This window comes from Phenylobacterium sp. (assembly GCF_004799515.1).
Taxonomy (GTDB): domain Bacteria; phylum Pseudomonadota; class Alphaproteobacteria; order Caulobacterales; family Caulobacteraceae; genus Phenylobacterium.
This window is the reverse complement of record NZ_SSMX01000021.1, coordinates 116,756-135,596: the sequence shown is the minus strand read 5'-3', so window position 1 is coordinate 135,596 and position 18,841 is coordinate 116,756. Positions and strand designations below refer to the sequence as shown.

At 69.8% G+C, this 18,841-nt stretch carries 14 protein-coding genes; 4 read left to right on the top strand and 10 right to left on the bottom strand.

Translation table 11 applies throughout. The features are described 5' to 3' along the window. Nucleotides 1–2: 2 nt before the first annotated feature. From E8A49_RS08475 to E8A49_RS08465, 3 genes are read right to left on the bottom strand one after another with little or no spacing between them, the layout of a single operon-like run. Complete coding sequence (locus tag E8A49_RS08475) at nucleotides 3–1,508, bottom strand: efflux transporter outer membrane subunit (protein WP_293379000.1); 1,506 nt, start codon at nucleotides 1,506–1,508, stop codon at nucleotides 3–5. Further along, the gene (locus E8A49_RS08470; protein WP_293378997.1) at nucleotides 1,492–3,018 is read right to left on the bottom strand and encodes a DHA2 family efflux MFS transporter permease subunit; all 1,527 of its coding nucleotides are present in this window, start codon (nucleotides 3,016–3,018) and stop codon (nucleotides 1,492–1,494) included. Before E8A49_RS08470 ends, E8A49_RS08475 begins: the two co-directional genes overlap by 17 nt. A gap of 11 nt (nucleotides 3,019–3,029) precedes the next feature. Next, a complete protein-coding gene (locus E8A49_RS08465) occupies nucleotides 3,030–4,106 on the bottom strand; it encodes an HlyD family secretion protein (RefSeq protein ID WP_293378994.1) in 1,077 nt (358 codons plus the stop codon). Between the two features lie 172 nt (nucleotides 4,107–4,278). On the opposite strand from E8A49_RS08465, the gene E8A49_RS08460 reads away from it, so the two are divergent. After that, nucleotides 4,279–5,229 carry a LysR family transcriptional regulator gene (locus E8A49_RS08460; protein ID WP_293378991.1) on the top strand — a complete coding sequence of 317 codons (951 nt, stop codon included), beginning with the start codon at nucleotides 4,279–4,281 and terminating at the stop codon, nucleotides 5,227–5,229. On the opposite strand, the gene E8A49_RS08455 is transcribed toward E8A49_RS08460, so the two are convergent. Together E8A49_RS08455 and E8A49_RS08450 are read right to left on the bottom strand one after the other, a co-directional pair. Continuing rightward, nucleotides 5,226–5,864, bottom strand: coding sequence for a glutathione S-transferase family protein (locus E8A49_RS08455; protein WP_293378988.1), 639 nt, complete (start codon nucleotides 5,862–5,864; stop codon nucleotides 5,226–5,228). The two genes, E8A49_RS08460 and E8A49_RS08455, sit on opposite strands and share 4 nt — an antisense overlap. Nucleotides 5,865–5,954: 90 nt before the next feature. Beyond that, nucleotides 5,955–6,584, bottom strand: a complete 630-nt coding sequence (locus tag E8A49_RS08450) for a DUF2306 domain-containing protein (RefSeq protein ID WP_293378985.1) — start codon at nucleotides 6,582–6,584, stop codon at nucleotides 5,955–5,957. A gap of 186 nt (nucleotides 6,585–6,770) precedes the next feature. Between E8A49_RS08450 and E8A49_RS08445 the strand changes: the two genes are divergently transcribed. Further along, nucleotides 6,771–7,526 (top strand): LytTR family DNA-binding domain-containing protein, encoded by a 756-nt coding sequence (locus E8A49_RS08445; RefSeq protein ID WP_293378982.1) that lies wholly within the window; start codon nucleotides 6,771–6,773, stop codon nucleotides 7,524–7,526. A 3-nt stretch (nucleotides 7,527–7,529) separates the two neighbouring features. Here the strand turns inward: E8A49_RS08445 and E8A49_RS08440 are convergent, their stop codons facing one another. Genes E8A49_RS08440 through E8A49_RS08430 form a run of 3 tightly spaced genes read right to left on the bottom strand, consistent with a single transcriptional unit; the run spans nucleotide 7,530 to nucleotide 13,043 of the window. After that, nucleotides 7,530–9,368: a DUF885 family protein gene (locus tag E8A49_RS08440; protein ID WP_293378979.1), complete on the bottom strand. Its 1,839-nt coding sequence runs from the start codon at nucleotides 9,366–9,368 to the stop codon at nucleotides 7,530–7,532. A gap of 38 nt (nucleotides 9,369–9,406) precedes the next feature. Beyond that, nucleotides 9,407–11,212: a DUF885 family protein gene (locus E8A49_RS08435; RefSeq protein ID WP_293378976.1), complete on the bottom strand. Its 1,806-nt coding sequence runs from the start codon at nucleotides 11,210–11,212 to the stop codon at nucleotides 9,407–9,409. Between the two features lie 28 nt (nucleotides 11,213–11,240). Next, on the bottom strand, nucleotides 11,241–13,043 hold the full coding sequence (locus E8A49_RS08430; protein ID WP_293378973.1) for a DUF885 family protein: 1,803 nt from the start codon (nucleotides 13,041–13,043) through the stop codon (nucleotides 11,241–11,243). A 154-nt stretch (nucleotides 13,044–13,197) separates the two neighbouring features. On the opposite strand from E8A49_RS08430, the gene E8A49_RS08425 reads away from it, so the two are divergent. Together E8A49_RS08425 and E8A49_RS08420 are read left to right on the top strand one after the other, a co-directional pair. Continuing rightward, nucleotides 13,198–16,026 (top strand): hypothetical protein, encoded by a 2,829-nt coding sequence (locus E8A49_RS08425; RefSeq protein ID WP_293378970.1) that lies wholly within the window; start codon nucleotides 13,198–13,200, stop codon nucleotides 16,024–16,026. Between the two features lie 4 nt (nucleotides 16,027–16,030). Next, entirely contained in the window at nucleotides 16,031–17,245 is a 1,215-nt protein-coding gene (locus E8A49_RS08420) for a TIGR03862 family flavoprotein (RefSeq protein WP_293378967.1), read from the top strand. Here the strand turns inward: E8A49_RS08420 and E8A49_RS08415 are convergent. Both E8A49_RS08415 and E8A49_RS08410 read right to left on the bottom strand, forming a co-directional pair. Further along, a complete protein-coding gene (locus E8A49_RS08415; RefSeq protein WP_293378964.1) occupies nucleotides 17,238–17,978 on the bottom strand; it encodes a dienelactone hydrolase family protein in 741 nt (246 codons plus the stop codon). The genes E8A49_RS08420 and E8A49_RS08415 overlap by 8 nt on opposite strands. A gap of 7 nt (nucleotides 17,979–17,985) precedes the next feature. Continuing rightward, nucleotides 17,986–18,804 (bottom strand): SDR family NAD(P)-dependent oxidoreductase, encoded by an 819-nt coding sequence (locus E8A49_RS08410; RefSeq protein ID WP_293378930.1) that lies wholly within the window; start codon nucleotides 18,802–18,804, stop codon nucleotides 17,986–17,988. Nucleotides 18,805–18,841 lie beyond the last annotated feature (37 nt).

The window sequence follows — 18,841 nt, the reverse complement described above, 5'->3', positions numbered from 1 at the left end:
GCCTAGCGTCCCTTCGCCGGCGTCACAGCTTCCGCCTGGGCGGCGGGACGCCAGTCGGTGGCGGTGGCGGCGTAGAGCTCGACGAGGTCGCTGTAGCGGCGGCCTTGGGCTTCCACCAGGGCGCGGCGCTGACGGCTAAGTGTCCGCTGCGCCTCGATCACATCCAGCAGCGGCCCGCCGCCCAGGCGCAAGGCGTTCTGGGTGTCCTTGGCGCTGGACGCCGCAGCATCGGCCGCCCGCTGCAGGGACGCGATGGTCTGCTGGTCGTTGCCCAGGTTGGAGAGGACGTCGGAGACCTGCACGAAGGCGACCAGCACGGTCTCCTCGTAGCGGGCCAGCGCCAGGCGCGCGTCGGCCTCCGCGGCGTGACGCTGGGCCTTCAGGGTTCCGCCGTGGAAGATCGGCGCGGTGATCCCGCCCAGGATGTCCCAGGCCGCGGCGTCGGCGTTGAAGATGTCGCCGGGCTTGATGGCTTCCTGGGTGAGCGCCGCCGACAGCTTGATGTCGGGGTACTGGTTGGCGATGGCCACGCCCACGGCGGCGGTGGCGGCGTGCAGGTCGGCCTCGGCGGCCAGGATGTCCGGGCGATGCCGGACCAGCTCGGACGGCAGGGTCACCGGGGTGTCCGCCGGCACGACGATCCGGTCGATGTCGAAGTCCGGCGCGGTCCATTCCGAGGGCGACTTGCCGGCCAAGAGCGCCATCTGGTGGCGGGCGTTGTCGAGGTCGCGCTGCAGGGGCGGCAACATCGCCTCGTCCTCGGCCAGTTGGGCGACGCCGCCGGAGAGCGCCGAATGCGCCTCGCCGCCGGCGACCTCGGCCTGGCGGACGATGTCGATCACCCGCCGGTCGTCGGCGACGATGGCCTTCACCGCCGCCATCTGGGCGCGCAGGCTGGCGATCTTCATCGCCTGCATGGCCATGTTGCTGGACAGCGTCAGATAGGCCGCGTCGGCCTGGTGGACGGCCATTTCGGCCTCGGCGCGGGCTTGTTCGGTGGCGCGCTTCTTGCCGCCGAACACGTCGAGGTCATAGCTGACCGTGCCGCCGACCGAATAGAGGTTGATGGTCGGGCTCTTGATCGATCCGATGCCGGGGAAGCCGGTGAAGCCGAAGGCGGCCAGGTTGATCCGCTCCCGCTGGATCGAGGCGTTGGCGTCCACCTGCGGCTGCTGGGCGCCCCGCACGGCGCGCAGCTGCGCCTGGGCGCGTTCGAGGGTCGCGCGGGCCTCAGCCACCGAGGGACTGCTGGCCAGGCCCTGGCGGATGGCGGCGTCCAGCTCCGGCGAGCCGAAGGCCTGCCACCAGGGGCCGGCGGCGCGGGCCTCCGGGCTGAGGCTCACACCCGTCGGCTGCGTGTCGCCGGCCATGGCGTAGCCGGCCGCGGCCGCGCCGCTCGGGGTCGCAGGCGCCTTGAAGTTCGGACCCACGGTCGTGCAGGCGGCCAGGGCCAACGCCGAGGCGGACGCGGCGAGGTGGGCGATCACGGGCTTAGTCGACGACGGCATGGAGGGGCTCCCCAGGGGCAGCCTTCGGGCCGCGCATCAGCAGCAGCATGGGCATGCACAGGATGGTGATGACGAACATGAGGCGGAAGTCGTCGACGTAGGCGACCATTGAGGCTTGGCGGGTGACCTCGTTGTTCAGCGCCGAGACGCCGGCGGTGGTCGACGGATTGAACATGGCCGGCAGGGTCGCGCGGACCACCGCGTCGCTGGTCACCACCTTCGCCGCCAGGCTGGAGTGCATGGTCTGGGTGTTGGCCACCACCAGGGCGTTCATGATCGAGATGCCAACGCTGGAGCCCAGGTTGCGGATCAGGGTGTAGACCGCCGAGCCTTCCGGCCTCAGGTGCGGCGGCACGGTGGCGAAGGCCAGCGTCGACAGCGGCACGAACAACAGGCCCACGCCCAGGCCCTGGATGATGCCCGAGGTGATGAACGGCCCCTCGGTCATGGAGAGGTCGAAGTGCATCATCTGCCACAGCGCCACGCAGCTGATCAGCAGGCCGGTCATCAGGATGGCGCGGGTGTCGACCTTGCCGATCAGCCGGCCGACCGCGAACATGGCGATGAACGAGCCGATGCCGCGGGGCATGCTGACCAGGCCGGACGTCAGCACCGGATAGCCCAGCAGGGTCTGCATCATCGGCGGCAGCAACGCCATGGTCGAGAACAACAGTATGCCGACGAAGAAGCCGAAGATGCTGGCGGTGACGAAGTTGCGGTCGCGCAGCAGCGCCTTGTCGAAGAACGGGTGGTTGGTGGTCATGGTATGGGCCACGAAGATCCAGAGCGCGACCGCCGCGATGATGGTCTCGGCCCAGACCTCCGTGGAGTGGAACCAGTCCTGCGTCGGCCCGCGGTCCAGCACCATCTGGAAGGCGGCGATGAACACCGCGAGCGTGCCGAAGCCCAGGAAGTCGAACCGCTTGGCCTTGCGCAACCGGTCGCCGGAAATGAAGAACAGCACGCCCAGGAAAGCCAGGATGCCGATCGGCAGGTTGATGTAGAAGCACCAGCGCCAGCTGAAGTCCTCGGTGAAATAGCCGCCGAGCGCCGGCCCCAGGATCGGTCCCAGGATCGCGCCCGCGCCCCAGATGGCCATGGCCTGGCCGTGCTTCTCCGGCGGGTTGATGTCTAGCAGCACCGCCTGGCTGAGTGGGATCAGGGCCGCGCCGAACATCCCCTGCAGCAGCCGGAAGATCACGATCTCCGGCAGGCTGGTGGCGATGCCGCAGAGCATGGAGGCGAGCGTGAAGCCGCCGATGGAGATCAGGAAGACGCGCTTGCGGCCGATCCGGTCGGCGAGCCAGCCCGAGAGCGGCGTCATGATCGCCGCGGCCACGATGTAGGAGGTCAGGACCCAGGTGATCTCTTCCGCCGAGGCCGAGACGGAGCCCTGCATGTGCGGCAGGGCCACGTTGGCGATGGTGGTGTCCAGCGAGTTCATCACCGTCGCCAGCATGATCGAGATGGTGATCGGCCAGCGGTTCTTGGAGTCCTCGGCGGCGCTCATGGCTGACGCCTTTAGCGGGCTTGGCCGGGCGCGCGGACGTCGACGGTGACCTTGGCGGAGAGACCGGCGCGGCCCGCCATGTCCGGCGGCGTCTTGTCGAAGGCGATGCGCACCGGCAGGCGCTGGACGACCTTCACCCAGTTGCCGGTGGCGTTCTGCGCCGGCAGGGCCGAGAAGGCCTGGCCGGTGCCGGGCGAGAAGCTGGCCACGTGGCCCTTCAGCTCGCCGGAATAGGCGTCGATCTTGATCGTGACCGGCTGGCCGATCTTCATGTGGGCGAGCTGGTCTTCCTTGAAGTTGGCGTCGATCCAGGGCTCGCCCGAGAGCAGCCAGAAGCCGGTCTGCGAGGCGTTGAGGTAGGTGCCCACCGGCATCTGGTCGACGCGGGTGACGATGCCGTCGGCGGGCGCGACCACCGCGCCGTAGGAGACGTTCAGCTTGGCGCGGTCGAGCTGGGCCTGGGCCTGCATCACTGCGGGCGCTGCGCTGGCCGTCAGGTCCGGCTTGCCGCCGAGGTTGGCCAGCACCTGGGCCGCCGCCTGCTGGGCGCTGGCCAGTTGCTGACGCGCGGCCAGGACGGCGTGGGCCGCCTGGTCAACCTGCATCTGTGAATTGACCCCGACGTTGGCGAGGTTCTTGGCCCGCGCCGCCTCGGTGGTGGCGTAGGCGAGCTGGTCCTTGGCGGCCTGCACCATGGCCATTTCCTGCTGGTAGCTGGCGCGGAGCGCGCCCACCTGCTGGGCGGCGTTGGCCACGTTGGCCTGGGCGGCCTCGGCGGTGGCCTGCATGTCGCGCATGTCGAGCTGGAACAGCACCTGGCCGCGCTTCACGTACTGGTTCTCGTGGACGTAGACATCGGTCACCCGCCCGGCGACCGAGGGGGCCACCGGCGCCTTGGCGATCTGCACATAGGCGTCGTCGGTGGTCTGGGTCTTGCCGCCAGTGATGATGAAATAGGCCACCACAAGGGCGATCAACAGCGGGCCGCCGATGATCAGCGGCCAGCGCATGCGCTGCATGAAGCTGGGCTTCGCCCTGGTGTCGACGTCGGCGTTGCCGCGCAGCGGGATGACTTCAGGATCGCTCACGCGAGCCCCTTTCGCTCAAAAGAATAGGCGCGACCACGGCGCAAAGGGATAGCGGGCGCTGGTCTCCCTCGACCGCGCCTGCGTTCCCGTCGGTCCCTGGAATAGGACCCGCGCGTCGATGATTCCAATGATATGTTGTCACGCAACAAATGAACCCGCCTCATAGTGCAATATGAACCCTGACCTTAATCTGCTGCGAGTCTTCGACGTCCTGCTTGAGGAAAGGAGCGTCACCCGCGCCGGCGCGCGCCTGGGCCTCACCCAATCCGCCGTCAGCCACGCGCTGAACCGCCTGCGCTATATGCTGAGCGACGAGCTGTTCGTGCGGGGCCCAGCCGGCATGCAGCCGACGCCGCGGGCCGCGGAGATGGGGCCGCAGGTGCATGCCGCCCTGAACCAGCTGCAGGCCGCGCTGGCGCCCTCCGACTTCGATCCGGCGACCAGCGAGCGGCGCTTCGCGGTGGTGGCCGGCGCCTACGCCAGCGCGGTGCTGGCGCCGGCGCTGGCCGGGCGGCTGGCGCAGGCCGCGCCGCGCTGCGAGCTGCTGATCGCCGAGCTGGCCAACGACGTCCTGGAGCGCACGGATGCCCGGCGCGTCGACTTCATGGTCGGCAGCGTCATCACCGCGCCGGAGCGGTTCGCCCGCGAAACCCTGCTGACCGAGGAACTGGTCTGGGTGGTCCGCAACGGCCATCCCGCCTTCCAGGGCGGCGAAATTGGCCTGGAGACCCTGGTCAGCGTGCCGCACGTGGTGATCGCCCGCTCCCTGCCCGGCCTGGTCGAGGACGGCGGCGAGCGCCGCGCCTTCGTCAGCCGGGCCAGCTGGGAGGACGCCGGCGCCTTCGAGGCGGCGATGGCCGGACGCGGCCTGACCCGCCAGGTGGGCGTCTCCGTCCCCGACACCTACACCGCACTGGCGGTGGCCAGCCGCACGGACATGGCGACCCTGATCCCGCGCCGGCTCGCCCTGATCTCCGCCCAGGGCGGACGGGTGCAGCTGATCGACCCGCCCTACGAGAGCCCGACGGTGGACGTCAGCCTGCTCTACCTGCGCGAACGCCTGGCCGAGCCGGCCATCGCCTGGATGCGCGACCTGATCCGGAGCGTCGCCGCCGGCCTCTAGGCCGATTGCGGCTGGGCCTGGGCGGCGGCGATCAGGGCGTCGTCGATCTCCCGGGCGCGGATGGCCGCCGGGCGCTCGGATATGCGGTCCCAATAGGCGGTGAAGGCCGGGCGCTTGTCGATTCCCCCAAACATCATGCCCCAGCCGATCTGTGAGCCGGTGTAGACGTCCGCGGCGCTGAACTTGCCGCCGGCGATGAACTCGCAGTCCTTCACGGCCGTCTCCAGCGCGTTCAGGGTGTCGGCGAGGTCGCCGAAGCCGGCCGAGCGCTTCTGCTCCGGCTTGGGCTCGAAGCCCAGGCTGCGGGCGGTCACCGCGGCCTCCACCGGACCCGCGCCGAAGAATAGCCAGCGATAGTAGGCCCCACGCTCGGCCGCCGGCGGGGCCAGGTCGGCTTCAGGGAAGACGTCGGCCAGGTAGGCGCAGATCGCCGCGCCCTCGGTGACCACGGTGTCGCCGTGCTTGATCGCCGGGATCTTGCCCATGGGGTTGATCGCCAGGTACTCGGCCCCCTTCAGCGTCGAGGCGTAGTCGAGGATCACCGTCTCGTACGGCTGGCCGATCTCTTCCAGCATCCAGCGGACGATGCGGCCCCGCGACATGGGGTTGGTGTAGAAGATCAGGTCCTTGGACATGGCTTGAAGTCCCTTTTGCCTGAGGCCCTCGGCCTCCTTCGCCGCCACTTTGGCCCCGCCATACTGACAACATGATGTCAGCAAGCGCGATCAGCCCCGGGCGGCCGCCGTGGCCAGGGGTTTACGCCAACGCGGCTGGCGCAGATAGAGTTCGGCCACGATCAGGTTCGGGACCCAGGCCAACCAGGAGATGGCGCGGTAGGCGGTCATGAAGTCGATGTGCATCATCTGCGAGATCGGGATGTAGACCCGCAGCAGCACCGCCCCGAAGGTCAGCGCGAAGGAGCGGATCATCCACTGGCGGTGCTCGGCGTAGCGGCCGATCATCGCCAGGCGCAGGCCCTGGCCGTTGACCAGAAGCCAGACCACCGCCAGGAGGCCGAAGCCGGCGCGGGCGACCGGCCCGGCGCTCGCCCCCGCCGCAAGCAGCAGGCCCGCGCTGCCGCCGAACACGCAGCAGAAGATGTAGACGCGGCCGACCCAGCGGTGCAGGCGCGGATGCCTGGCGCGCAGCCGCGGCAGGAACTGCCAGGGCCCGGTCAGGAGCGCCGTGGCCGCCAGGCCCGCGTGGACATAGATCCACGGCCGGACCATCAGGTTGGCCGCGATGTTGGTCGGCATGGACAGGCTGGGCAGGAGATAGCGGTAGGAGACCAGCGCGATCATGGCGCTGGAGACCGCGCCAAGCGCCCACAAGCTTCTGGAAACATAGGGATTCACGGCAGACCTCCGAAGGTTCGGCGGCGGCTTTCGCACAGTCCTCGGCGGCGCGGGAGAGGCGCTGTCGCGAACCGTGCGATCCTTGCGCGAAGCGCGCCGCCAGCCGCGCCCGCGCCGCGCGAACGGCGCCGTTTCTGCGCGAACGGGGACGGCGCGCGCAGGCGCGGCCCGTGGCAAGATCGCGGCGTGACGCCACCGATTCCAGCCTTCGGCGACCGCAAGGCGCTTGCCCGGGACGCGGTCCTGCTGACCGCCATGGGCCTGTTCCTGGGCGCGCTCGGCCCGTTCGGCACGATCACCTCCAACCCGTTCGTCCGCTTCCTCTACTGGCCGGGCGTGATCGTCGGTGGCGGGGTGATCGGCATCGCCGTGGACGAGCTGGGCGGCCGGCGTTTCGCCAACCCCTGGCTGCGGTGGGCGTTCAGCTCGGTGGTGATGACGCCGGGCGTCTGCGTGCTGGTGTGGTTCGCCTCGGGCTGGGCGTTCGGCCCCTCGCCGCTCAAGAGCGTCCTCAGCCTGGTCTGGCAGGTGTTCATCATCAGCGCCGCGGTGATGGCCGTGCGCCAGCTGATCGCCCAGCGGGCGTCGGCCTCGGCGGCGTCCGCCCCGCCCGTGGAACCCGCCAGCGACGCCCAGTTCCGCCAGCGGCTCTCGGCGCGCCGGCGCGAGGCGCGCCTGATCGCCGTGGAGGCCGAGGACCACTACCTGCGCGTCCACACCGACGCCGGCTCGGAGCTGGTCAGCGCCCGTTTCGCCGACGCGCTCAGCGACCTGGCGGGCGTCGCCGGCTTCCAGGTCCACCGCTCCTGGTGGGCGGCGGCGGGGGCGATCGAGGGGGTGCGCTGGCGGCGTGGCCGCGGCGAACTGCAGCTGGCCGGCGGCCTCGTCGCCCCGGTCAGCCGCACCTACGCCGCCAGGCTGAAGGCCGCCGGCTGGTTCTGATCCTCAGGCCTGGGTCGCGATCCACTCCGAGACGTGGCGCTGCAGCACCGTCAGCGGCATGGCGCCGGAGAGCAGCACCGCGTCGTGGTAGGCCTTGAGGTCGAACTTCGGCCCCAGCTTGGCCTTGGCCTCGTCGCGCACCTTCATCCAGACCGTGTGGCCGACCTTGTAGCTGTTGGCCTGGCCGGGCCCGGCGAAATAGCGCTCCACCTCGCGCTGGGCGCGGGTCTTGGTGTTGCCGATGGTGTCGACCATGTACTGGGTCGCCTGCTCGCGGGTCCAGCGCTTGGAATGGATGCCCGTGTCGGTGACCAGGCGCGCGGCGCGGAACAGCAGCGACTGCAGGTAGCCGGCTTCGCCCAGCGGGTCGAAGTCGTTGGCGCCCATCTCCTGCGCGAGCTGCTCGGCGTAGAGCGCCCAGCCCTCCACGAAGGCCGAGTAGCCGCCGCCGTTGCGCCGGATCTTCGGCATCTGGGTGGATTCCTGAGACAGCGCGATCTGCAGGTGGTGGCCAGGGATCGTCTCGTGGTGCGCCAGCGTCCAGAGATTGTAGCGCGGCCAGTCGGAGACCTCCTTCAGGTTGATGTTGAACACCGCCGGGCGCGATCCGTCCGGCGCGGCGCCGTTGTAGTAGCCGTTGGCGGCGCCGTCCTGGATGAACACCGGCACCCGGCGCACCTCGACCTTGGCCTTAGGCAGGGTCCGGAAGTCGTTGGGCAGCAGCTTGTAGACCTCGACGATGTGGTCGTTCAGCAGCTTCAGGATCTCGGCCCGGCCCTCGTCGGTATTGGCGAACACCTGATCGGGACGGTTGTTCAGGGCCACGAGGCGCACGCCGACCGTGCCCTGGGTCAGCCCCTGCTTCTTCAGGATGGCGTCCAGCCGGCCGCCGATCTCGGCGACCTGGTCGCGGCCCAGTTGGTGGACCTGCTCCGGTGTGTAGTCGGTGGTGGTCGAGGCCTTCACCGCGTCGGCGTAGTAGGCGTCGCCGTTGGGCAAGGCCCAGGCGCCGGCGTTGGGCTGGGCCTTGGCCTTCAGGGCGGTCATGGCGGCGATCTGGCGATCCAGCGCCGGGAAGACCTCGGCCTCGACGATCTTGCTGGCGCGGCCTTCCCAGTCGCCGTCGAGGTTGGCGGTCTTGGCCTTCTTGACGATCGAGGTCACCAGGATGGTCTTGCCCGCCGGCTGGTCGCGGAGCGCGCGCATCTGGCCGACGCTGAGGTCGCAGATGAAGGCGGCGGGGATCGCGCCCAGGGCGACGTCGTGGCGCTGGCGGTCCAGGTCCTGGTCCATCACCCGGGCGAAGGCGGAGAGGCGCGAGAGATAGGCCTCCGCGTCATCGGCGTCGGCGACGCGGTGCGACGAGTCGAGGAAGTCCGGGACCTCCTGATAGGCGCCCGTCTGCTGGCTGATCACGTAGGGCCGGAAGTTGCCGCCGGTGTCGCCGAACTTCCATTTGTCGGCGCTGCGGACCGACTGCTCCTGGCCGTAGAGGACCACGTCGAGGTCGATCTTCGAGGCGGCCGAGAGCTTGACCCGGTCGACGGTCTGGAGCTGCTGCATCCGCGCGCGGGTGCGCTCCAGGCGCTTGGCGCGGGCGTCCAGCGAGTTGTCGTCGAGCTGCGACTTCAGGGCCGCGCGGGCGCCCTTGTCGAGGCCGAGCGAGGTGGCGCGGCGCGGGCTCTCGTCGATCTGGGCCTCGTAGATCCGGTCGAGCATGGCGCGGAGTTTCGCATCCTCTGAGCCGGCTTGGCCCCCCGTCTGGGCGAGCGCCGGCGCCGCCGTCAGCAGGGCCGCGCCGGCGGTCGTCGCCAGGAAGCTGCGGCGATCGAATTGGTTCATCTTATCAATTCCCCGAAAGATAATCTTGAGGCTTCGGATCACGCCTTGTGGGCGGCGATATAGCTGTCGACCACATGCCCCAGCACGGTCAGCGGCATGGAGCCGGAGAGCAGCACCGCGTCGTGGAACTGATGGATGTCGAAGCGCGGCCCCAACGCGGCCTTGGCCTTGTCGCGAAGCCTAAGGATCGAGACCTTGCCCACCATGTAGCTGCACGCCTGGCCCGGCGTGACGCAGTAGCGCTCGATCTCCTGCTGGGCCAGCGAGATGGGGTCGCCGTCGATGTCGGCGAGCGCCTGGCTCGCCTGCTCCCGGCTCCATTTCAGGGCGTGCAGGCCGGTGTCGGTGACCAGGCGCCCGGAGCGCAGCAGGGCGTCGTGGATGTAGCCCAGCTCCCAGTCCGGGTGGTCCTTGTAGAAGCCCATCTCCTGGGCCAGCTGCTCCGAATAGAGCGCCCAGCCCTCGGCGTAGGCGCCGAAGCCGCCGGCCTTGCGAATCAGCGGCAGGTCGGCCTGGCGCTGCAGGGTGATCTGCAGGTGGTGGCCGGGGATGCCCTCGTGGAAGGTCGTCGTCGGCATGTCCCAGAAGGGCGCTTCGGCCGTATCGCGCAGGTTGATCCAGTAGATCCCGGGCCGCGTCCCATCCAGGCTGCCGCCGGTATAGTGGGTCGAGGCCCCCTGCTCGGTTTCCTTCGGGATGCGGCGGATCTCCAGCGGGGTCTTGGGCAGGGTCCCGAAATATTCCGGCAGCCGGGCCTGCATGGCCTGGACCAGGGCGTTGAGGTCGGCGACCTCCTTGGCCTTGCCCGCGTCGGTGTTCGGATAGAGGTACTTCGGGTCCTTGTAGAGCGCCGCATAGCGCTGGGCGACCGTGCCATGGCTCATGCCCAGTTTCTTGAACAAGACGTCGGCGCGGGCGGTCAGGTCCTTGGTGACGTCCAAGCCCAGCTTGTGCACCTGCGCCGGGGTCGTGTCGCTGGTGGTGCGGGTCTTAAGCTCGAAGGCGTAGAAGGCCTCGCCGTCGGGCAGGCGCCAGACGCCGGCGTCGTGGATGGCCTTGCCTTTGAGGGTCTCCAAGAGCGTCATCTGACGCTCGAGCGCCGGGATCACCTTCTGCTCATAGATCTGGGTCGCCTGGCCGGCCCAGTCGCCCTCGATCCCCTTGGCCTTCGCGCGCCGGACCAGCGACAGCACCAGCGACGAGGTCGCCGCCGGCGCGTGGAGGGTCTTCATCTGGCTGAGCGCGCCGGCGATGCAGAAGTCCGGCGGAACGACGCCCAGGCCCACGTCGTGGCGGACGCGGTCGCACTCCTGGTCCATCACCCGGGCGAATTCGCCGAGGCGGGCGAGGTAGGCCTCGCAGTCGTCCTTTGTGGCGATGGTGTGCTGGCTGTCCAGGAAGTCCGGCATGCGCTGGTAGGCGCCGCTGATCTGGCTCAGCACATAGGGCGAGTTGCCGGTCGGATAGGCGAAGCGGCGGTCGCCCTCTTCGGCGGCTTCGAGGTTGTAGAGCACGCAATCGTAGTTCACCGCCGCCATGCCGGTCAGCGCCTTGCGGTCGATCCCGCGCAGCCGGGCGAGATTGGCGGACGTTTCGCGCTTGCGGCGGTCGATCTCGGCCAGGGATTCGTCGTGCAGCTTGAACTTGGCGGCCGCGCGCGGCCCTTTATCGAGACCGAGCGAGGAGACCTGTTCCGGGCTTTCGTCCAGGGTCTGGTTGAAGAAGTCGTCGAAGGCCTTGTTGAGCTCCGCCTCCGCGCCGGCGGGCGGCTGGGCGCGCGCGCCGGTGGCCACGGCGGCCGCGCCCGCGGTGGCCAGGAAGCTCCGGCGATCGAATTGGCTCACGTCTTGGTCCCCCCGGACGATGCTGAAGTCAGGCCTTGTGCGCGGCGATATAGTTGTCGACCACGTTCCCCAGCACCGTCAGCGGCATGGAGCCCGCCAGCAGGACCGCGTCGTGGAACTGGCGGATGTCGAAGCGCGGGCCGAGCGCGGCCTGCGCCTTGGCCCGCAGGCGCAGGATCGTCACCTTGCCTACCATGTAGCTGCAGGCCTGGCCGGGCGTCGCGCAATAACGTTCGATCTCCTGCTGGGCCAGCGAGATCGGGTCGCCGTCGATGCTGGCCAGGGTCTCGCTGGCCTTCTCGCGCGTCCAGCGGAGCGCGTGCAGGCCGGTGTCGGTGACCAGCCGGCCGGAGCGCAGCAGGGCGTCGTGGATGTAGCCCAGCTCCCAGTCCGGATGGTCTTTGTAGAAGCCCATCTCGTCGGCGAGCTGTTCCGCATAGAGCGCCCAGCCCTCGATATAGGCCCCGAAACCGCCTGCCTTGCGGATCAGCGGCAGATCGGCCTGCTTCTGCAGCGTGAGCTGCAGGTGGTGGCCCGGGATGCCTTCGTGGAAAGTGGTCGTCGGCATGTCCCAGAAAGGCGCTTCGGCCGTGTCGCGCAGGTTCAGCCAGTAGATCCCGGGGCGCGACCCATCGAGGCTGCCGTCAGTGTAGTGGGTGGACGCGCCCTGCTCCGTCGCCGCCGGGATACGGCGGATCTCGAGTGGCGTCTTGGGCAACATGCCGAAGTATTGCGGCAGGCGCGCGGTGATGCCCTGCACCAGGGCGTTGAGGTCGGCGACCTCCTTGGCCTTGCCGGCGTCGGTGTTGGGATAGAGGTACTTCGGGTCCTTGAAGAGGGCGCCGTAGCGCTCGGTGACCGTGCCCTGGCTCATGCCCAGTTTCTTGAACAGGGTGTCGGCCCGGGCGGTGAGCTCGGCGGTGATGTCGAGGCCCAACTTGTGCACCTCGGCCGGGGTCATGGTGGTGGTGGTCTGGGTCTGCAGGCAGGCGGCGTAGTAGGCCTCGCCGTCAGGCAGCCGCCAGACGCCGGCGTCGTGCGTCGCCTTGGCCTTCAGCCCCTCCAGCAGGGCCATCTGACGGTCCAGCGCGGGCAGCACCTTGCCCTCGTAGACCTTGGTCGCTTCCCCGGCCCAGTCGCCGGCGATCCCCTTGGCCTTGGCCCGGTCGGCCACCGACGAGACCAGCGACGACTTGTCGGCCGGCGCGTGCAGGGTCCTCATCTGGTCGAGGGCGCCGGAGATGCAGAAGTCGGGCGGGATCACGCCCAGGCCCACATCGTGGCGGACGCGCTCGCACTCCTGGTCCATCAGCCGGGCGAATTCGCCGAGGCGGGCGACATAGGCCTCGCAGTCGGCGCGGGTCTCGATGGTGTGCTGGCTGTCGAGGAAGTCCGGGATGCCCGAATAGGCGCCGGTGATCTGGCTCAGCACATAGGGGGCGTTGCCGTCGCCATAGGCGAAGCCCTTGTAGAACCGCTCGCTGGCCTGCAGGTCGTAGAACACCGAGTCGTAGTTCACCGCCGCCATGCCGGTCAGCGCCTTGCGGTCGATGCCGTGCAGGCGCGCGAGGTTGGCGGCGTTCTCGCGCTTGTGGCGCTCGACGTCGGCCGGGCCATCGCCGCTCAGCCGCGACTTCTCGGCGGCGCGGGCGCCCTTGTCGAGGCCCAGCGAGGTGGCCAGTTCGGGGCTCTCGTCCAGGGCCTGGCTGAAGAAGTCGTCGAAGGCCTTGTTGAGCTGGGCCTCGGCGCCGCCGGAGCCTTGCGCGCGCGCCGCGCCTGACAACGCCACCGCGGCGCCCGCGCTCAACAACACGTCCCGGCGATTCAGCATCGCAAACCCCTGCAATTCAAAGCGATGCGCCCAGGCTTAAGGGGCCGTGGGCCTGGGACGCAAGCATGCCTGCGACCGGCGTTTGTGAATTCGTCGCAAAGCGGCGAAGCTGGGGCGTCGAACGACTGTCACGCACCGCAGACTAGGATGGGTGATGCGACCGCCAAACCCGATTCCGCCCGCCGTGGCGCTCCTCGCCCTCTGCGCCGCCTTCGCCGCCGCCGCGGACACCGGACCGATCCTGCCGACCGGCCAGCGGCTGACGCCGCGCGCGGCGCACGGCTCGATCTTCCAGCCGCTGAACCCCGATCTGCCCGCTCTGCCCGCCTTCACCGCCGGCCAGGCCTCGGCGGCGGCGCTGTCGCCGGACAAGAAGACCCTGCTGATTCTGACCAGCGGCTTCAACCGCAACTCCGGCCCCGACGCCAAGCAGGTGGCCGACCAAAGCAACGAATACGTCTTCGTCTACGACGTCGCCGGCCGCGCGCCGGTGAAGCGCCAGGTGCTGCAGGTGCCGAACACCTTCCTGGGCTTGGCCTGGGCGCCGGGCGGCAGGCGGTTCTACGTCTCCGCCGGGGTCGACGACACGGTGCTGGAGTACGAGGCTAGCGCCGGCGGCTACCATGCGGCGCGCAAGTTCCCGCTCAGTCACAGGGAGGGCCTGGGCGTCGACGTGAAACCGGAGACGGCGGGCCTGGCGGTAAGCCCCGACGGCCGCTGGCTGCTGGCCGCCAACCTGCAGAACGATTCCGTCAGCCTGGTCGACCTGGCGGCCGGCAAGGTCGCGGGCGAACTCGACCTGCGTCCAGGCAAGCAGGATCCGGCCCACCACGGCGAGCCCGGCGGCGGCTTCCCGCAGGCCATCGCCTGGACCGCCCCCGGCCACGCCTTCGTCTCCACCGAGCGCGACCGCGAGGTGATCGAGCTGTCCGTCTCCGGCGGCGCGGTGAAGCTGGTCCGCCGCATCAAGACCGAGGGCCAGCCGGCCGCCCTGCTGGCCGGCCCAGGCGGCGCGCGCCTCTACGCGGCGCTCGGCAACACCGATGCGCTCGCGGTGATCGACCCGGCGGCAGGCAAGGTGGTCCAGACGGTCCCGACGCTCGGCACGCCCGCGATGATGCGTGGCCGGCAATTCCGCGGCGGGGCCAACAGCAACGCCCTGGCGCTCGGCCCGGACGGTAAGACACTCTATGTCTCGAACGGCGGCGAGAACGCCGTGGCGGTGGTGGCCTTGGGCGGCAAGACGGCCGCGCCGCGTGTCACCGGCCTGATCCCCACCGGCTGGTATCCCACCGGTGTCGCGGCGGCGAACGGCAGGCTCTATGTCGTGAACGGCAAGAGCGACCCGGGCCCGAACCCCGGCTGGTGCCGCAACACCCTCAGCATCAAGCCCGAAGATTCCGTCGCCTGCCGCGCCACCAACACCTACGGCTGGCAGCTGGAGAAGGCGGGCTTCCTGACGCAGCCCCTGCCCGCCGGCGCCGAGCTCACCCGCCTGACCCGCCAGGTGGGCCTGAACGTCGGCTTCATCCCCGACCCCGCGGCCGAGCGGGACGAGGCGACCATGGCGGCGATCCGTACGCGGATCAAACACGTGATCTTCATCGTCAAGGAGAACCGCACCTACGACCAGGTGCTGGGCGACCTGGAGGTCGGCGACGGCGATCCGAAGCTGGCGGTGTTCAACCGCGCCATCACGCCGAACCAGCACGCCATCGCCCGCCAGTTCGTCGACCTCGACCATCTGTTCGCCTCGGGCGAAAGCTCCAACACCGGCTGGAACTGGACGACGGCGGCCCGCACCAACGACTTCACCGAGCGCGAGGCGCCGGTGAACTACGCCGGGCGCGGCCTGCAATACGACCAGGAGGGCGAGAACCGCAACATCAACGTCGCCATCACCCCGCACGCCGCGCGCAAGGCCGCCAAGGCCGCGACCCCCGACGACGACGACGTCCTGCCGGGCCCCACCGACGTCGGCGCCCTGGACGGCCCGGACGCCGGCGAGGAAGGCCAGGGCTATGTCTGGAACTCGGCCCTGCGCGCCGGGCTCTCGGTGCGTAATTACGGCTTCTACGGCGACCTCTCGCGCTACAGCCCCAAGGTCAGCGACAACATCCCGCTGGAGCGCGACCCGTTCGGCAAGAAGCTGCAGGTGTTCTACGCCACCAAGCCGGAGCTGGCGCCGGTGACCGACCCCTACTTCCGCGGCTTCGACCAGGCCTTCCCGGACTACTGGCGGTTCCAGGAGTGGAAGCGGGAGTTCGACGCCTATGCCGCCAAAGGCGACCTGCCGGCGCTCACCCTCCTGCGCCTGGCGCACGACCACACCGGCGACTTCGCCCGCGGCATCGACGGCATCAACACGGTGGAGGCCGAGCTGGCTGACAACGACTACGCCGTGGGCCTGGTGGCCCAGACGATCGCGGAGAGCCGCTTCGCCAAGGACACCGTCATCTTCATCATCGAGGACGACGCCCAGGACGGGCCGGACCATGTGAGCTCGCGGCGCACCACGGCCTATGTGGCCGGCGCCTATGTCCGCCAGCACGCGGTGGTCTCGACACCCTACACCACGGTGAACTTCGTGCGCACCATCGAGGACGTGCTGGGCATCGCGCCGATGGCGATGAACGACGGGCTGGCGCGGCCGATGGCCGACATCTTCGACCTGAACCAGGCCAGCTGGAGCTTCCAGGCCGCGCCATCGGAGGTGCTGCGTCAGCAGACCAAGCTGCCGCTGCCGGCCCGCGCGGCGACAGCGGAGGTCCCGCCGCTGGCCTGCCACGCCACGCACGACGCCGCCTATTGGGCCAAGGCCATGGCCGGCTTCGATTTCGCGGAGGAAGATCATCTCGACACCCCGCGCTACAATCGCGTGCTATGGACGGGCATGACCGGCAAGACGACCCTGCCCAAGCCGAAGCACGCCGACCTCAGCCGCGACCGCGCCGCCCTGTTGGCCAAGTCGGTCTGTCCCTGAGCGCTTGACCGAGGTCGCGATCATCGGCGGCGGCCCCGCGGGCCTGATGGCGGCTGAGCGGCTGGCGCAAGCCGGCGTCGCGGTCACCGTCTACGACCGCATGCCGTCCGTGGGACGCAAGTTCCTGCTGGCCGGGCGTGGCGGCCTGAACCTCACCCACTCTGAGCCGATCGAGGCCTTCCTGCCGCGCTATGGAGCGGCGGCGCAGCGCCTCGCGCCGCTGATCGAGGCCTTTCCGCCCAGCGCACTGATCGCCTGGGCCGAGGCCCTGGGCCAACCGACCTTCGTGGGCACCTCGGGCCGGGTGTTCCCCAAGGCGCTGAAGGCCTCGCCCCTGCTGCGCGCCTGGCTGGGGCGGCTGCGCGACCTGGGCGTCACGGTCCGCACCCGGCACGACTGGCTGGGCTGGGACACGGCCGGCGCGCTGAGGTTCCGCACGCCGGACGCCGAGACCTCCGCCAGGCCCGACGCGGCCATCCTGGCTCTCGGCGGAGCGAGCTGGCCGAAACTGGGCTCGACCGGCGACTGGGCGGAAGTCCTGGCGGCGCAGGGCGTCGCCGTCGCGCCGCTCAAGCCCGCCAACGCCGGCTTCGACGTGGCCTGGAGCGAGATATTCCGCGACCGCTTCGCGGGTCAGCCTCTGAAGGCCGCGGCGCTCACCTTCGGCCGGGTGCGCGTGCGCGGCGAGGCGCTGGTGACCCGGCATGGCCTGGAGGGCGGCGCGGTTTACGCCCTGTCGGCGGCCCTGCGTGACGCCATCGCCGCCGAGGGCTCCGCGCGGCTGTGGACCGACCTGCGCCCCGACGCCCGCGAGCCGGAGCTGCAGGCCAAGATCGCGCTCACGCCCGCCAACCAGTCCCTGGCCAACCGCCTGCGTAAGGCGCTGCATCTCTCGCCGCTGGAGACCAACCTGCTGCGCGAGGCGCACGGCAAGGACCTGCCGTCCGACCCCGCGGCCCTTGCCAAGGCGGTCAAGGGCGCGCCGCTGACACTGACCGCCGCGCGTCCGATCGCGCGCGCCATCTCCACTGCCGGCGGCGTCGATTTCGCGGCGCTGGACGCGCGGCTGATGCTGACCGCCTGCCCAGGCGTTTTTGCGGCCGGCGAGATGCTGGACTGGGAAGCCCCCACCGGCGGCTACCTGCTGCAGGCCAGCTTCGCCACCGGCGTGGCGGCGGCCGACGGCGTGCTGGGTTGGCTCGCGGCGGAGCCTAGCTAAGCCGTCGCTTCCAGAGCGAGAACAGCCGCTCCCAGTGCCGTTCGGCGGCGGGCTTGTCATAGACCGCGCCGCGCTGCGGGAAGGCGAAGCCGTGGTGGACGCCCTCGTAGAGCTCGACCTCGGCGTTGAGGTTCTTCGACTTCACCAACTGGTCCAGGGCCTGGACCGTCTCCATCGGCGCATAGACGTCGTGCTCGGCGCAGGCGAAGTAGAGCTCGCCCTTGGCCTTCTGCGCCGCCAGGTGCGGACTGTCCGGCCGGTCGGTGACCAGCTGCACGCCATAGATCGAGGCCGCCGCCGCCACCCGCTCTGGATAGCGGGCGGCGAAGTTGATCGCGTACTGGCCGCTCATGCAGTAGCCCAGGGTGGCGATCTTGCCCTTGCTGGCCGCCGGGTCGCGGTCGGCGTAGTCCAGCAGAGCGTCGGCGTCGTCCATGATCAGCGGGATGGTGATCGAGCCCATCAGCTCGAACATCCGCGCCCGCGCCTCGGCGTCCGGCAGCGGCGGCAGGTCCTTCAGCTCCAGCACGCCCTTCCGATAGTAGAGGTTGGGCAGCATGACGTAGTAGCCGGCCGCGGCGATGCGCCGGGCCATGTCGCGCAACTCCTCACGGATCGCCGGGGCGTCCATGAAGAACATCACCACCGGATGCGGCCCGTCGCGCTCCGGATGGGCGATGAAGGTGGTGGTCGCCCCGTGCTTGGTGGGGATGTCGACGGTCTGTTCGATCATGGCGCGTTCACACCAGCTCCGAAGGTTCGACCTTCTGTTCTTTCAGGAAGGGCTCGGCGTATCCTATTGTTCCTGTTAGCGTCTTTGGGTCACCGGACGCCAGGCGGTAGACCGCCTCGGCGATGTATTTGATCGGCTGCACCCGGTCCCTGGTGGCCTCGTTGATCAGGCCGTGGACGGCGACGCCTGGCGTGTCCACCAGGCCCGGCGAGACCACGTTCACCGCGATGTTGTCGTCATAGACCTCCGACGCCAGGCCGGTGGTGAAGCGCTCCAGCGCGGCCTTGCACATGCCGTAGACCGTGCCGCCGCCGCGCCGGGTGTAGGGCGCCTTCGGATGGATCCCCGCGCCGGATGAGATGTTGACGATCCACCCCTGCTTGCGCTCGCGCATGGACGGCAGCACCAGCTGGCTTAGGTGGAAGGGCGCGTAGACCTGCACCTCCATCATCAGCTTGAAGCGCTTCTCCGGGAAGTCGGCGACCGGCATGAAGTAGGTGATGGCTGCGTTGTTCACCAGGATGTCCACGGGGCCGTAAGCCGCGACCGCCTCCTCGATCAGCCGCTCGCGCTCGGCGGCCTGGGCGAGGTCGGCCTTGATGAAGGTGGCCTGGCCGCCGGCGCGCTTGATCCGGTCCACGGTCTCGTGGAGCGTGCCCGGCAGGCGGCTTTCGCCATCCTCGGCGGTGCGGGCGGAGACCACGACCCGGGCGCCTTCCATGGCCAGCCGGGCGGCGATGGCCTCGCCGATGCCGCGGCTGGCGCCGGTGACCAGGGCGTTCTTCCCCTTCAGGGGGCCGTCCGGATTGATCCTGGGCTCGCTCATGACACGTCCTCCAAATGGCTTTTGTTCTAATGCCCCA